We start from the raw sequence: 14,372 nt of genomic DNA, 5'->3' as shown, positions 1-14,372 counted from the left end.
CAGCTCTGAAGGATCCTTCAACCGATCGCTTTGGCTTTAACTGATCGGCATTACCTTCATGAGGCGGTTTTTTTATTAGGTAATGATCGATATTGATTCGGTAAATCTTACCCTTGTCAGGCTAATTGATGAGTCCAAACGCACGAGGCAGAGCCAAACTAATTTCAGGAATAAAAGTAATAGCCAACAGTGTGACGATCAGTACGGCACAAAACGGCATGATACTTCTTATAACATTCTCAATCTTAGAGCCACTGACACTACAACCCACAAATAGCGCCGTGCCAACGGGTGGCGTTGCAATACCAATACATAAGTTGAAGATAATCATCATCGCAAAGTGAATTGGATGCATGCCTAAGTGCTCAGCAATCGGCATAAAGATAGGGGTAAAGATCAATACGGCTGGCGTAAGGTCCATAAACATACCCACAATCAGTAGAATCAGGTTCATCAGAATAAAGATGATAATTGGATTGTCTGAAATAGAGAGCATCCAATCGCTGATCATGGTTGGTAGACCGGTAAACGCCATAGCCCATGACATGATGGTAGAAGCACCAATCAAGAACAGCATAATGCCAGTAACCTGAACCGTTTCTCTACAAATTATCGGAAAGTGTGCCCATTTGAGGGTTCGGTAACAGAGTGACAGTATAAAAGAGTATAGAACCGCTATACATGCCCCTTCTGTTGCAGTGAATATACCACCAATAATACCGCCAATAACAACAACAATAAGCCCTAAGCTTGGTGTTGCTTGCCAAACAATATTCAGCACATCTTTCGTTGTGAAGCCGTCATTCGCACTTGTTTTGTAGCCCTTCTTTTTAGCGATGAAATAGGCGACGACCATACAACTTAAGCCCATTAGAATACCTGGGACATACCCTGCGATAAACAACGCCGCAACGGATGTTCCACCCGATACCACTGAAAATACGATCAGTGAATTACTCGGCGGTATTAATAAGCCTGCCGGGCAAGATGCAACGTTTACTGCTGTTGCTAAGTTTTTATCATAACCATCTTTTTCTAATTCTGGGCCTAAGGTTTTACCAACCGCAGCTGCTGCTGCAACGGCTGATCCTGAAACGGCGCCAAACATCATATTGGCGAAGATGTTCACGTGAAAAAGTGAGCCCGGGATCCAACCAACCAAGAGCTTTGCAAGGTTGATGAGTCGACTCGCGATGCCACCTACATTCATTATATTCCCCGCGAGGATAAAGAAAGGGATGGCTAATAAACTGAAACTATCAATACCGGTAATGATTTTTTGACCCGCAGTAATACTGGCGACTTCAAACGGTAAGATGAAATACATGATGGTTAAAGATGACATGGCAATTGCAATCGCAATCGGCATGCTTATCGCGATCATGAATAAGAATAGGCCTAGCAGCCAAACACCAATGGACAAATCCATAATATAGAGTCCTTTTAAAACTTATTTTTTGTTGGGTTCACAAAAAAGATCAAACGTATTCATGACCAAATAAATGAGGATAATAACGGCTGAAATCGGCAATATTGAATACACCGTCGACATCGGTAATTGCAGTGCTGGAGAGAGTTGTTGTGTGGTTCTTCCCATTAGGGCGATGCCACCTTGAAGCATTGCTAGAAATACAAATGCGCCAGAAATGATATTGATGAGTACATGTAATGCGATATGTGCTTTACCCTTAAGATAACCATCCAATAACGTTATTGCTAAGTGTCCTTTGATACCGAATAAGTAGCTTGCTCCTAATAAGCCAAGCCATACCATCGCATAACGAGCAAGTTCATCAGTCCAGTTACTTGGATCATTCAAAACATAACGACTAAAGACCTGCCAAGTGACAGTAACGACAAGTAACATTAGTGCAAAAGAAGAGACAAAAAGAATCAGCCTATCAAGTAGGTTTCTGAAAGTTGCTAACATGGTGTGATACCTCAAAAAATTTTGCCTTAGCAAAGCCAAGGCAAAATTATATTTTCACTAAGACTGATTAAAGAGCTTCAATTTTTTCAATGAATGGAGCTAGTTTTGGATCTTTTTTCGCCTCATCAATCATAGGTTTAACAGCTGCACGGAAAGGGGCTTTATCAACTTCAACAAACGTGACACCTTCTTTCATTCCTTTCTCTTTGTTCATGTCATCTGTTGCATCCCAGATTTTGATCTGCTCTTCAAGAGACTCAGCAGCAGCTTCTTTTAAGATCTTTTGCTCTTCTGCCGTTAATGAACCCCATTTGTATTCTGAAATGATGATCACGTCAGGCGTCATCATGTGCTGGTCCATAGAGTAAAATTTGGCAACTTCACTGTGTTTCATTTCAACTAAGCTAGAAATATTATTCTCAGCGCCATCAATTACACCTTGTTGCAGAGCCGTGTATACCTCATTGAAAGGTACAGGCGTTGCTTTACCACCAAGTAGGTTAACCATTTCCATCATGGTTGGAGAGCCAGGAACTCGAACTTTCATGCCAGCTAGATCAGCTGGTGAGTTGATGGCTTTCTTAGCGTAGAAGCTACGTGTGCCTGAATCATAGAATGTAAGACCGATGAAGCCTTTACCTTCACTTGAAAGCAACATCTCTTGGGCAGCTTCACTTCGCATGAAGGTTCTCATATGTGGAACGTCACGGAATAAGAAAGGCAGTGCATTAACCTTAAACGTTGGTTCAAAAGATTCGGCTAACCCACCATTGATTTTGGCCATATCAATCGCGCCAGTAACAACTTGCTCCGCTTGGTCACGTTCAGAGCCTAATTGACCGTTTGGAAAGATCTTAATCGTAAGTTCACCATTCGATTTTTCTTTAACTTTATCAGCCATGATCACCATGCCTTGGTGAGCTGCGCTTTCTAATGACATTGCATGCCCTAACGTCAAAGTTTTTGCTTGAGCGCCAAATGCCATAAGAATTGAAGCCGCTGCAATCGTCAGTAGGTGTTTTTTCATGTTCTTCTCCAGAATCCATTTTGTAAGAGGTACAGTTTTTATATGCAACGCTATAGCTAAGTTTGAAATCTAACGTTCAATTGCACATCGCTCATAGCAGTAACGTTTCATTACAATATTCTTACCTTCATATATTTTGTATTACAATACTATGCGTATATTTTGTGAGCTAAGGTTCATCTATTTGCCAGAGAGCTGAATTGATTGTGATACCAATCATATTTGGCACCAATTAGACCATTAAGCAGTCTAACTTCGGATTTTTGGGGAATTCCGAGCGCTTTCAACTGCTTTTAGAACCGTCTATTAGCAAAAATCACGCGCAAATTTGTGTTATTTTAAGATCTTAAAATCAGTAATTAAGCACGGACAAAGAAGGTCTCATCGATTGAAAAAGCGAATCGTGAACGGCGATTTCTGAGGTGGTCGAGGTAAGGTTTTAGGCTGAGCGTATGGAACAAGAGTGGATAAGCAGGGATAAAGACAACGGTGGGAATCTTACTAAGACGAATTATTTGTAACAAAAATCCGAGAGCTTCACAGCCCTCGGATTTTTGTTTTTGGTGTTCTAGTTTTTAGGCGTTAAACGAATTACAAATCAGCGCCATAAATATCAAACGTGAAGTACTTAGCGGCGATCTTGTCGTAAGTACCGTTCGCTCTGATCTCTTCAATCGCGGCATTGAATTGTTTCGCCAGTTTTGAATCCTGCTTTCTTAGTGCTAACGCCGTACCCTCGCCAATGTAGGCTTTGTCGGTTACTGCTTTACCTTTAAATTCAAAGCCCTCACCTTCTTTTTTATCTAAGAAAGCTAATGACAGTTGATCCGAGTTGCCAAAGGTTAGATCTAGACGACCATTTTGCAGATCCAGATAAACTTCATCTTGCCCAGTGTAACGCTTAATGTTGGCAACATTGCCAAACTTGTCGGTTACGTAGCGATCGTGAATCGTACCTTGCTGAACACCTATGGTTTTGCCCGCTAAGCCTGCCTGATCGACGCTGAACTCAGCGCTTTTAGCAGCAACAAATACGGCTGGTGTTTGGTAGTACTTATCAGTAAACAAGATCTTACGCTTACGCTCTTCGGTGATACGCATTGACGCCATGATCACATCTGACTTTCTTGCCAACAAACTTGGAATTAGCGAGTCCCAGCTTTGTGAAACCCAAGTACAATCGAGTTTAGCTTGCTCACACAAAGCATCAGCTATCTCAATATCAAACCCGACAGGCACACCGTCGCTGTTTTTATAGTTGAATGGCGGATACGTAAAGTCCGACGCCAAACGGATTTCTTTCGCCTGTACCGTTGTACCAAGTAAAACGACCGCACAAGCGAGTCCTAGTATTATCTTTTTCATCATTGCCATCCTAGATATGATCTTTATCGAGTTGAGATTGAGTTTCTTTATGTTGAGCTTGTTGAATGTGTTTGCCTTGTTGACTCTGTTCTAATTCGGTTTGGTAACGTGTTAGTGACGTTATCACTTCTAGCATGCTCTCTTGGCTACCAATACTGATTCGAACACAGTTACGCAAAGCCGGTTCATGGTTTTGGTTCCTTGTCACAATGCCGTCCTTCGCCAAGACACTGAACACTTGATGCCCAGCTTTTTGACGCAGCAAAATGAAGTTTGTCGATGAAGGGTAAACAGACTCGATGAAATCAAACTGCGTTAACTCACAAGCAAACCAGTTACGCAGCTCAACCAGATTCTGCGTCGCATCTTGCATCACTGAGACTCGTTCATCAGACAACGCGTCTAATACAATTTGAGATGAGCAATCTGGCATTGGATACGGTGGAATTAATTTAGCGACATACTGCATCACATTTTGACTCGCTAAGATAAAGCCACATCGAACCGCAGCCAGTCCAAACGCCTTAGACAAGGTGCGAATCACTACCAAATGCGGATAACGCTCAATAAGGCTCACCGCTGACGTTTGTGGTTCAAACTCGATATACGCTTCATCGACGACCACTAGAGATTTTCCAATCGTGCCTTCCAGTACCTGAATCAAATCCGATTTGGGAATCACATTGCCCGTTGGGTTATTTGGTGAGCAAAGAAACACGATATTCGCCAGCTCTGCTTTATTCACAATATCAGCGACGTTCAGGCTGAAATCTTCCTGCAATCGAGAGTCCAAGGTATTGATCGCCAATGCATCAGCGCAAAACTCATACATCGCATACGTTGGAGAGCAGATAAGTATGTTGTCGCACGCCGGTTTACAGAATGTTCTGATCAGCAAATCAATCGCTTCATCTGCACCACGAACAGCCACAGTCGCGGCATCGGTACTACAGTAATCTTGATAAGCCTTAGCAATATCTTGTGGTAAGAAGTCTGGGTATCGGTTGTGACTTGCTTCTCCTTGAAACAGCGAGCTTTCCAATTCATTGGCGTTTAGCCAGACACGTCCATCACCACCAATTCTTCTTGCCGATTGATAAGGTATTAATTTTTTTACAGCCTGAGGCACTAAGCTATCAATAAAAGATGTCAAGAAGCTATCCCTTTCACAAAATCACAATGTCTTCATCATTGCCTTCATATTCAAAAAATGTGACTTATACACATATTGAATCACAAATGATGATTAAGTATTTACATTCAAACAGAACACTATTGATAAATGAATCGAAATAATCACATAATAGCCATGATAAAAAGTCATAGGTAAAGATATGAATCGCACACTTCCTTCAACCAAAACCTTGCTCGCGTTTTTGTCTACGGCAAGGCACCTCAACTTTACACGCGCGGCACATGAGCTCAATGTTACGCAAGGTGCAGTGAGTCGTCAGGTATTGTCGTTTGAAGAAAGCCTTGGCTGTGATCTCTTCTATCGCCATGCTCGCGGATTGTCTTTAACGCCGAAAGGAGAAGAACTGGTTCCCCTGATACAAGGAACGATTCATCAGCTGCAATCGGCTCTAAATCAAGTGGCTAGCTCTCCGTCTAAGATCAAACTCAACGCACCGAGCTGTATTACCTCTTGGCTACTACCTAAGTTGATGTCTTTTCAGCAAGCCTATCCTGAAATTGATGTCGAACTGACGTCGACCATCAAGCACGTCTTCGAACCAAGCTTTGATCCGTTTGACGCCGTAATTATCTATGGTAAGAAGCCAAACCAACAATCGATTATCAGCCAATTATTGTTTAACGAGCAGCTAGCGCCCGTTTGCCAAGCACAAAGCATTACACAGAGCCATCTTGTCGACGACGCATCGACCATCATCAAGCCACACAAGCTTGCCCAATACACTTGGCTACACGCCAACAATGAGCAAAGTGATTGGCGACTTTGGTTAGAGCACATAGGCAGCCACGACCTTTCAAGCAAGAACAACCAACAATTCGCGACACTCGATCAAGCTATGAACGCCGCCATTCAAGGGTTTGGCATTGCCATAGGCGACATCACACTGGCCAAGCAAGATATTGATTTAGGTAGATTGGTAAAAGTGAGTGAAGGCAGTGTTTTCTCTGGAAATGGTTACTTCTTGCTGCAACCCAAGAATCGACAAAATACATCCTTATCTACGCTTGTTGATTGGCTCGTCGATTAGCGGCAATCATTGTTGGTAGGCCTCTTTATAAGCGGCAGGAGAGCGTCATAATGAGAATTTTTCCGTTCTCAAAATGAAACTATTTGATGTCTGTTTCGTATTGATTGTCAGAGAATAGAACGTACCTTCCTTTAACTATTTGAAAAGAAGTTCAATTCTATTTAGCCGGGAATTTATTCTGTTCCGTTGGAGAAAATGGCATTCGAGTTGCTTTGTCATAGATAACCCAACCAATATACAGCAGGTTGCACCAGTTTCACTGCAGCTTGTCACGGAGGATAGGCTATGACCTTACAAAGACATACGTATTACGGCTTGATTCACCATGGAATTAAAACCCTATTAATGGACAGAATTGGCCACTTCACAGAGCGTGAATATCACGAGTATCTCGACTTAACGACCGGTAAATCGACATGTTTTGCCATGAGTGAGCAAGAGCTCGAAAACACCTTAGACAGCTTAAAGAGCGAAGGTTACCTTGAAGATATCAAAAAGCTGATACCTCGCTATCAAACCTCGTCAATGCGATAACCTGCTTCAACTCTTTAAACACGATGAGTGGTTAGATTGAATTAATTGGCACCCAATTGTCTCGAGCTATTTAGCATCGAGACAGTTTTCGTTAGACTGTCAGCAACTCAACTAACTGGATAGTCAGTGTCTCATGAAACAAATTCTTGATTTCATTCCTCTCATTATTTTCTTTGCGCTTTATAAGATGTACGACATCTATACCGCGACCGGCGCTTTGATCGTTGCCTCTGCAGTTCAAATTATTTTGACTTATTTCATCTACAAGAAAGTCGAAAAAATGCAGGTCATCACCTTTCTAATGGTTGCCGTATTTGGTGGCATGACCATCTTCTTGCACGACGACAACTTCATTAAATGGAAAGTCACCATCGTTTACGCACTGTTTGCGATTGGCCTGACGGTCAGTCACATCATGGGCAAATCAGCGATTAAAGGTATGTTAGGCAAAGAGATCACACTGCCTGATTCGGTATGGGGCAAGATCAACTGGGCATGGACGCTGTTCTTTACCCTATGTGCCGTTCTCAACGTTTACGTTGCTTTCAGCCTACCGTTGGATGTTTGGGTCAACTTCAAAGTGTTTGGTCTACTCATCGCGACCTTGCTCTTCACCTTGCTCACTGGTGTTTATATCTATAAGCATCTACCAAAAGACCAGCAGAAAGAGTTAACGGATAAAAATACCGACGAGAAATAGCCCTTAGGGATGAGTCCTCATACCCTATTTGATACAATTATTATCAATATGCGATTGGCCAATGATACTCGTGATCATTGGCCGCTGATTATTTGTGTTCGGTGAAGACGTTAAAAATTAGACCACCACGAGCCTCGTAAACACATCTATTTTTATATAAAACAATCAATACCATTAAGAGTACGACAATGACTATTCAATCAACTTTGAACCCGATTGGTTCTTTACTTCTTCGCACATTAGCGATGCCTTCTGATACAAATGCAGCAGGCCAGATTTTCGGTGGTTGGATAATGTCACAGCTTGACCTTGCTGGCGGCATACTGGCAAAAGAGATATCTAACGGCAAGATAGTCACGGTTTCAGTATCGAGTATCGAGTTCAAACAGCCGGTTTCAGTGGGTGATGTTGTGTGTGTTTATGGTGACTGCACTAAGATTGGTCGCAGCTCGATGAATATCGACCTAGAAGTCTGGGTTAAGCCTGTACTTGATCACGGTATCGGCGACCGATATAAGGTTTGTGGAGCAACGTTCAACTACGTTGCTGTCGATGAGGGTGGTAAGCCTCGCCCGATCAATAAATAGTACTTTTCACCAAGCTGCTAATGTAGACGGTCTTTAGTTTCAACGAATGAAATCGCTAAAGACCATACTTCTCTCTCGCACCATTTCACAATTTCTTATCATTAGCTCTTCCAATACCAATTAGTTCGCGTAAATTAGCAAGATAGCGAATTTAAACGCCCCCAATTCAGTGAAGTAAAATAAGGATATACCAATATGTGGTACGTGATTTTTTCTCAAGACGTCGAAAATTCATTAGAAAAACGCCTAAGTGTTCGCCCACAACATCTAGAACGCCTACAAACACTTCACGATGAAGGCCGACTGTTAACAGCAGGTCCAATGCCAGCGATTGATTCAGATAACCCTGGCGAAGCAGGCTTTACAGGTTCAACTGTGATTGCTGAATTTAACTCTTTGGAAGATGCACAAGCATGGGCAGACGCTGACCCGTACATTGATGCTGGCGTTTACCAAAATGTGATTGTAAAACCATTCAAGAAAGTATTTTAACGTGAAAAAATGGATTATTGGCTCACTGGCTTTAGCTCTGCTTGCAGGCTGTGCTTCAAGTGAGCAAGACGAACAAAGACAGCTAGAGATGATGGCGCAGCACCGAGCTGGCGTTTTATCTGCAGGCCTGCCGATTGAGTATGGTCCACTGTCGGTCATGCGCGTGCTAGCAAAAAACACGGTTATCGAAATCATGATGATCTACAACCAAGATGCAAAAGGTGCTAAGCCTTTAAACCAAGTTGTAGACATGAGTGTGAATAGCTACTGCACCAACTCTGAAGTGAGAGCAAACCTTGATATGGGCTTGGCTTACAACATCAAGATTCGCAACACTCGCGGACAACTGATGGTTGAGAAGTTGATCAGCAAAGAGACGTGTCAGAGCAGCAGCTAGATTCTAGCTCGAGATTCGAACAAGTATAAAACCAGAAGGCCTCGCAAATGCGAGGCCTTTGTTTTATGAAGCAATCAAAATCCTAAGCTGAATTATGCCTCGGTTGATTCCCACTCTTTACGCAGTGCTTTAGTTGCCGAAACTAAGTTAGTCAGCGCCGCTTCCGTCTCTGCCCAGTTCCGTGTCTTCAGCCCACAATCAGGGTTTGCCCACAAACGTTCCGCTGGAATTTTCTCTGCCGCTTTCTTAAGTAAATCAACAATCCACTCTTCTGACGGGATGTTTGGTGAGTGAATGTCATAAACGCCAGGTCCAATCGCATTCGGGTAGTTGAACCCTTCAAATGCTTTCAGCAGTTCCATGTTCGAGCGAGAAGTCTCAATGGTAATCACATCGGCATCTAGCGCGGCTACTGAATCAATGATCTCGTTGAACTCGCTGTAACACATGTGGGTATGAATCTGAGTTTCTGGTTTAGCACTTGCCGCTGAGATCTTAAAGGCATCGACCGCCCACTCTAGGTATTCTGCGTGGTCGCGCTTTTTCAATGGCAGACCTTCACGAATCGCTGGTTCATCGATTTGGATAATGTTGATGCCCGCGTCTTGCAAATCAGACACTTCATCTCGCAGCGCAAATGCCAATTGATTAGTGATCTCTTTGCGTGAAATGTCTTCACGTGGGAATGTCCAACATAAGATAGTGACTGGGCCTGTCAGCATCCCTTTCATCTGCTTCGAGGTCAGAGATTGGGCATAGGTCGACCATTCTACGGTCATCGGCTTCTCACGCTCTATATCCGCGACCACAATCGCCGGCTTCACGCAGCGTGAGCCATAGCTTTGTACCCAACCAAACTTAGTGGTTTGAAAGCCTGCTAGATTTTCAGCAAAGTACTCCACCATATCATTACGTTCAGCTTCACCATGAACCAGTACATCCAAATCAAGTGCTTCTTGTCGTTTCACCGCATCCGCAATATGACCTTTCAACGCGGTGTTGTATTCCGCTTCACTCAGTTTGCCAGTGCGGTAAGCACTACGCTGAACACGGATCTCTCCGGTTTGTGGAAATGAACCAATTGTTGTGGTTGGCAATAATGGTAAACCTAACACCTCAGACTGATGTGAAGCGCGTTCGGCATAAGGAGCACTTCGCTCGGTTAGGGTTTTGGTAATGGTGTTAATACGAGCTTGAACCTGCGGCTTATTCACATTAGTCGCGCTCTTGCGTGCAACAATCGGCTGGCTGTAGGTTTCACACGCCAAGATAGCATTGTGGTTACCGTCTAGTGCCGCACCCAATATACTCACCTCGGTCACTTTCTGTTTCGCGAAAGCAAACCAACTCTTCACTTCATCGCTGAGTGAATCTTCTAACTCAAGGTCGACTGGACTATGCAAAAGTGAACATGAACTTGCTACCCAAAGTTTGTCTCCTAGCTTCTCTTTCACTGGTTGTAGTAACTCTAGTTGAGCGGCTAAGTCTGCTCGCCAAACATTGCGTCCGTTGATTGCTCCTGCAGAAAGCACCCAATCTTCAGGTAGCTTGTTCACCACTTGATCGAGTTGCTGGGGTGCGGCAGCCAAATCGATGTGTAAGCCGTTGACGGGCAGTTCCATGATTTTATCTAACGTGTCAGTCACAGAATCAAAGTACGTGGTAAGGAGTAGCTTCACATCACCTTGAATCACTTGATACGCCAACTTGAATGAATCTGCCCATTGACTCTCAAGCTCAAGAGAAAGAATTGGTTCATCGATTTGAACCCACTCAACCCCCAACTTAGCGAGTTTTGCCAAAATTGCTTGGTAAGCGGTAAGAAGGCGCGGAAGAAGAGATAAACGATCAAAACCCTCCTCCACTTCTTTACCAAGATATAAATAAGATAACGGGCCTAACAAAACTGGCTTCACCTTATGCCCGGATTTTATCGCTTCACTCACTTCGTCAAACAGTTGTGGCCAACTCACTTCAAAGGTGTCGTCTTTACTGAACTCAGGAACAATGTAGTGATAGTTAGTGTTGAACCACTTCGTCATATCTGATGCTGCTGCACCATCTTTAGCGCTTTCAGAGCCGTGCTTAGCGCCACAACAAGTTGGCTGCCTTTGAGATTGTATTTGAGTTTGAGATTGACCGCGACCAACGCGGAACAAGGTATCTAAATCTGGGAAGGCTTTTTCACCTTCTGATCCACCAGCGTGACGCTCAGGTACATGACCTAGAAGTAACGTCGTTGTTAGAACATGGTCGTACCATGCGAAGTCACCCGCAGTTGCAAAGCTTAGATTCGCCTTAGCTTGTACATTCCAGTTACGATTTCTTAGTTCGCTACCGAGTTGCTTTAAATCTGATTGGTTAATCTCACCGCGCCAGTATTTTTCTAAAGTGAATTTGAGTTCGCGTTTTTCGCCGATACGTGGGTAGCCTAAAATATGCGTTGTCGTAGTCATGAACCTGTTCCTTATTCAATAATTTTTAGTGTTCGATCAAACTGCCTAGCTTATGGTTTAAGTTCTTTACAAGGCGTCTAGATGGCTAAACTATCTCCCTAATCTGAACGATGAACAACGTCCAAATATTCATCTTGTTTATTAAAAATATTCATCTTGAATAATCTAAAGCTGAAAAATTAAATCCATCTGGACATCTAGACGTTTACAAATGAAAGAAAACCCCGTAGGGTGATTATTAAGAAATATTAAATTGGCTTAGGGAATATGAGGAAAACTCATGATAGAGCTTAAACACCTTCGAACATTGACTACCTTAAGAGACAGCGGCTCGCTAACAGCGACGGCAACTTCTCTTCACTTGACTCAGTCGGCGCTTTCTCACCAACTGAAAGACCTTGAGGCGCGTATCGGTGGTCAGCTTTTCCTACGTAAAACTAGACCAGTTAAGTTCACCTCTGAAGGTGAGATTTTGCTTAGGCTTGCCGATGAGATACAGCCAAGAATAGCTAAAGCGGAGAACGAACTCGCGAGCCTGAAAGAGGATGTGAATGGTCGTTTGCACATGGCGATTGAATGTCACTCATGCTTCCAATGGTTAATGCCTGCTTTGAAGGAATATCAAGTGGCTTGGCCAAGCGTAACGCTAGATTTCTCGTCAGGCTTTGGGTTTGAGCCGCTACCCGCGCTAATGGCAGGCGAGCTAGATTTGGTGATCACCTCTGATATACAGCCTCGCTCTGAGGTTCATTACGAGCCGCTTTTCGATTTTGAGATGCGTCTTATCACCGCGATCAACTCGCCTTTGGCCGATAAAGCGAGCATTGATCCGCAAGATCTTAGCGATCTCACCATGCTCTCCTATCCTGTTCAAAAACAACGTTTAGACGTCGTGAAACACTTTTTGCAACCAGCAGGTGTAGAACCTAAGAAGTGGAAACAAGCAGACAACACCTTAATGTTGGTGCAAATGGTATCGGCAGGATTAGGTGTCGCGGCATTACCAAATTGGGCGATCAGTGAGTTCTCAAGACAAGGTTTGATAGCCAGCAAACCGTTAGGTAAAGGGCTTTCAAGAAGACTGTTTGCCGCAGTAAGAAACTCAGAAAAAGACAAACGTTACCTACAGGCTTTCTTTAGCACAGCAAGACAGCAGAGTAAGAGTCACTTAGATGGTATTGAGGTCGTTTAAGAGGTTCATTATTGAGCTAGCTTAAGCCTGTATTAAATCGGAAAGGCAAACGCCAGAAACAAAAAAAGTCACAGATAATCTGTGACTTTTTAGTTTCAGTATCGATGATTTTCGATATCTGTTGATTCGCGAAAATAGACTATCTTGGATAAGACTTAAACTGGTTAGTCAATGGGTCGTATTGATAGCCAAGCATATCGAGCTTGCCCACGACACTTTCTATATCCATTTCATACATACTGATCAGCTCTTCAAAGCTATCGCACTCTAGGCGAAGTTTCTCATTCACGATTCCCAGCAAGATAATGCTATCGAAACCTTTGACGTTGCTTAAATCCATCTCGTACTCCTTACGAACACACCGACTAAAATTAAGTTTAGAACGCTTACCAAGGCCATGCTAAAAAACCGATCACACTTCTTAAAGAGAATGCGTGATTAATGAGCGCACGTAATTAATGAAAGTCCGCGATTAAAGTGCCCACACTGGCGTTAAACCCACAGCCGCAGCCAATAACATCAGTAACGAAACCGTCAGTTGAAGTTTTTCCGGGGTTTTAACGAACAGTAGATGCCAACACCACACCACGATAGCTGAGATTAGCAAAGCAAAGCTGAACAGTAGCGTTGAAATCACTGGTTCTAGTTGAGCTTCAGACAAAGAATAGACACTCACGACTGTTGCCAAAACCACCAACATGCCCGTCAAAACACCAACAACAGGCAGAACACGGTGAAATGCCTGTAAGCGTGTTCTTGCAATCGTCAGCAGTAAATGGCCAAACGCTGAGCCTAACAGTGCCACTAGCAATACAGTAGTGATGATACCAACGGTAGTTGCTTGTTCCGTCGCTTGGATAGCAACGTAAGACAATGCCAAACCACAAGCTAAGTACATCACCCAAATAGGGCCAGAATCGCGTGTCTTCTTAGTTTGAACTTGAGAATAGAAATAAAAGATCGCAAACACGACCAGAAAGGCTTCAATTTTTACTGAGGCAACGGCAAGCCACAGCACGCCAATCGCAGGTAACATCTTGTGGATACGACCACGCTGCCCCGGACAAATATCCCCTTTCACCAAGATGAGGGTTAAGATCAGTTGGGCTCCTAAAAGCATCGGAGCAAATTGTACTAATAACGTTTCGACCATTGTGGATCTACTTCTTCAGACTTATTTTCGCGAATAATATCAAAAACTGCTGCGAACACTAATCAAAATCACAAATTAGCGACGTTATTCAAGGCTTCAACTATGCTGTTGTATGGTTCTTTTGTCGCCATTTACCGTAAAAAGACGAAAGACACCAGAACTAACAGGGGCATGTTCTACTGGCTAGTCTAGGCTCATGCCGCTATAATTCCCGCCTCAAAAATCAGAGGTTGAAATATGTACAGCGATATCACTCCTATTCACGAACACAAAAAATACTGGGCCGAGTGCTACGGAACTGCACCCTTTTTGCCTAC

At 43.3% G+C, this 14,372-nt stretch carries 15 protein-coding genes; 7 read left to right on the top strand and 8 right to left on the bottom strand.

Annotated elements, in window-relative coordinates; genetic code table 11:
* Positions 1-121 precede the first annotated feature (121 nt).
* The 5 genes from AB6E30_RS07695 to hisC all read right to left on the bottom strand — a co-directional run bounded on the left by AB6E30_RS07695 (position 122) and on the right by hisC (position 5,475).
* The gene (locus AB6E30_RS07695; protein WP_010438025.1) at positions 122-1,429 is read right to left on the bottom strand and encodes a TRAP transporter large permease; all 1,308 of its coding nucleotides are present in this window, start codon (positions 1,427-1,429) and stop codon (positions 122-124) included.
* Between the two features lie 21 nt (positions 1,430-1,450).
* Positions 1,451-1,930: a TRAP transporter small permease gene (locus AB6E30_RS07690; protein ID WP_004736522.1), complete on the bottom strand. Its 480-nt coding sequence runs from the start codon at positions 1,928-1,930 to the stop codon at positions 1,451-1,453.
* A 67-nt stretch (positions 1,931-1,997) separates the two neighbouring features.
* Positions 1,998-2,957 carry a TRAP transporter substrate-binding protein gene (locus AB6E30_RS07685; protein WP_017063537.1) on the bottom strand — a complete coding sequence of 320 codons (960 nt, stop codon included), beginning with the start codon at positions 2,955-2,957 and terminating at the stop codon, positions 1,998-2,000.
* Positions 2,958-3,548: 591 nt separating this feature from the next.
* On the bottom strand, positions 3,549-4,322 hold the full coding sequence (locus tag AB6E30_RS07680) for an ABC transporter substrate-binding protein (protein ID WP_372097799.1): 774 nt from the start codon (positions 4,320-4,322) through the stop codon (positions 3,549-3,551).
* A 10-nt stretch (positions 4,323-4,332) separates the two neighbouring features.
* The gene (hisC, locus tag AB6E30_RS07675) at positions 4,333-5,475 is read right to left on the bottom strand and encodes a histidinol-phosphate transaminase (protein WP_372103167.1); all 1,143 of its coding nucleotides are present in this window, start codon (positions 5,473-5,475) and stop codon (positions 4,333-4,335) included.
* A gap of 181 nt (positions 5,476-5,656) precedes the next feature.
* Between hisC and AB6E30_RS07670 the strand changes: the two genes are divergently transcribed.
* The 6 genes from AB6E30_RS07670 to AB6E30_RS07645 all read left to right on the top strand — a co-directional run bounded on the left by AB6E30_RS07670 (position 5,657) and on the right by AB6E30_RS07645 (position 9,254).
* Positions 5,657-6,544 carry a LysR substrate-binding domain-containing protein gene (locus tag AB6E30_RS07670; RefSeq protein WP_102393386.1) on the top strand — a complete coding sequence of 296 codons (888 nt, stop codon included), beginning with the start codon at positions 5,657-5,659 and terminating at the stop codon, positions 6,542-6,544.
* Positions 6,545-6,829: 285 nt separating this feature from the next.
* Positions 6,830-7,078, top strand: a complete 249-nt coding sequence (locus AB6E30_RS07665; RefSeq protein ID WP_017069991.1) for a hypothetical protein — start codon at positions 6,830-6,832, stop codon at positions 7,076-7,078.
* A 133-nt stretch (positions 7,079-7,211) separates the two neighbouring features.
* Positions 7,212-7,778: a septation protein A gene (locus AB6E30_RS07660; RefSeq protein WP_017061509.1), complete on the top strand. Its 567-nt coding sequence runs from the start codon at positions 7,212-7,214 to the stop codon at positions 7,776-7,778.
* A 188-nt stretch (positions 7,779-7,966) separates the two neighbouring features.
* On the top strand, positions 7,967-8,365 hold the full coding sequence (gene yciA / locus AB6E30_RS07655; protein ID WP_010438001.1) for an acyl-CoA thioester hydrolase YciA: 399 nt from the start codon (positions 7,967-7,969) through the stop codon (positions 8,363-8,365).
* A 195-nt stretch (positions 8,366-8,560) separates the two neighbouring features.
* Positions 8,561-8,857 (top strand): YciI family protein, encoded by a 297-nt coding sequence (locus tag AB6E30_RS07650; protein ID WP_004741234.1) that lies wholly within the window; start codon positions 8,561-8,563, stop codon positions 8,855-8,857.
* Position 8,858: 1 nt separating this feature from the next.
* Positions 8,859-9,254, top strand: a complete 396-nt coding sequence (locus AB6E30_RS07645; protein WP_017062026.1) for a GspS/AspS pilotin family protein — start codon at positions 8,859-8,861, stop codon at positions 9,252-9,254.
* A gap of 92 nt (positions 9,255-9,346) precedes the next feature.
* On the opposite strand, the gene metE is transcribed toward AB6E30_RS07645, so the two are convergent.
* Complete coding sequence (metE, locus tag AB6E30_RS07640) at positions 9,347-11,710, bottom strand: 5-methyltetrahydropteroyltriglutamate--homocysteine S-methyltransferase (protein WP_372103165.1); 2,364 nt, start codon at positions 11,708-11,710, stop codon at positions 9,347-9,349.
* 280 nt (positions 11,711-11,990) lie between these two features.
* On the opposite strand from metE, the gene AB6E30_RS07635 reads away from it, so the two are divergent.
* Positions 11,991-12,902 carry a LysR substrate-binding domain-containing protein gene (locus tag AB6E30_RS07635; RefSeq protein ID WP_102393596.1) on the top strand — a complete coding sequence of 304 codons (912 nt, stop codon included), beginning with the start codon at positions 11,991-11,993 and terminating at the stop codon, positions 12,900-12,902.
* 139 nt (positions 12,903-13,041) lie between these two features.
* Here AB6E30_RS07635 and AB6E30_RS07630 read toward each other — a convergent pair whose 3' ends face one another.
* Positions 13,042-13,242, bottom strand: coding sequence for a DUF4250 domain-containing protein (locus AB6E30_RS07630; RefSeq protein WP_004736508.1), 201 nt, complete (start codon positions 13,240-13,242; stop codon positions 13,042-13,044).
* A 132-nt stretch (positions 13,243-13,374) separates the two neighbouring features.
* Complete coding sequence (locus AB6E30_RS07625) at positions 13,375-14,055, bottom strand: hypothetical protein (RefSeq protein WP_017062029.1); 681 nt, start codon at positions 14,053-14,055, stop codon at positions 13,375-13,377.
* Between the last annotated feature and the right edge of the window lie 317 nt (positions 14,056-14,372).

The organism is Vibrio sp. 10N.247.311.12, from assembly GCF_041467515.1.
GTDB lineage: Bacteria > Pseudomonadota > Gammaproteobacteria > Enterobacterales > Vibrionaceae > Vibrio > Vibrio crassostreae_C.
Note: the sequence above shows the minus strand (reverse complement) of the source record. Positions and strands in the feature narration are given on the sequence as shown.

Coding starts and splice junctions, on each gene's coding strand:
- AB6E30_RS07695 (WP_010438025.1), bottom strand. CDS start 1,429: ATGGATTTGTCCATTGGTGTTTGGCTGCTAGGCCTATTCTTATTCATG.
- AB6E30_RS07690 (WP_004736522.1), bottom strand. CDS start 1,930: ATGTTAGCAACTTTCAGAAACCTACTTGATAGGCTGATTCTTTTTGTC.
- AB6E30_RS07685 (WP_017063537.1), bottom strand. CDS start 2,957: ATGAAAAAACACCTACTGACGATTGCAGCGGCTTCAATTCTTATGGCA.
- AB6E30_RS07680 (WP_372097799.1), bottom strand. CDS start 4,322: ATGAAAAAGATAATACTAGGACTCGCTTGTGCGGTCGTTTTACTTGGT.
- AB6E30_RS07670 (WP_102393386.1), top strand. CDS start 5,657: ATGAATCGCACACTTCCTTCAACCAAAACCTTGCTCGCGTTTTTGTCT.
- AB6E30_RS07665 (WP_017069991.1), top strand. CDS start 6,830: ATGACCTTACAAAGACATACGTATTACGGCTTGATTCACCATGGAATT.
- AB6E30_RS07660 (WP_017061509.1), top strand. CDS start 7,212: ATGAAACAAATTCTTGATTTCATTCCTCTCATTATTTTCTTTGCGCTT.
- yciA (WP_010438001.1), top strand. CDS start 7,967: ATGACTATTCAATCAACTTTGAACCCGATTGGTTCTTTACTTCTTCGC.
- AB6E30_RS07650 (WP_004741234.1), top strand. CDS start 8,561: ATGTGGTACGTGATTTTTTCTCAAGACGTCGAAAATTCATTAGAAAAA.
- metE (WP_372103165.1), bottom strand. CDS start 11,710: ATGACTACGACAACGCATATTTTAGGCTACCCACGTATCGGCGAAAAA.
- AB6E30_RS07635 (WP_102393596.1), top strand. CDS start 11,991: ATGATAGAGCTTAAACACCTTCGAACATTGACTACCTTAAGAGACAGC.
- AB6E30_RS07630 (WP_004736508.1), bottom strand. CDS start 13,242: ATGGATTTAAGCAACGTCAAAGGTTTCGATAGCATTATCTTGCTGGGA.
- AB6E30_RS07625 (WP_017062029.1), bottom strand. CDS start 14,055: ATGGTCGAAACGTTATTAGTACAATTTGCTCCGATGCTTTTAGGAGCC.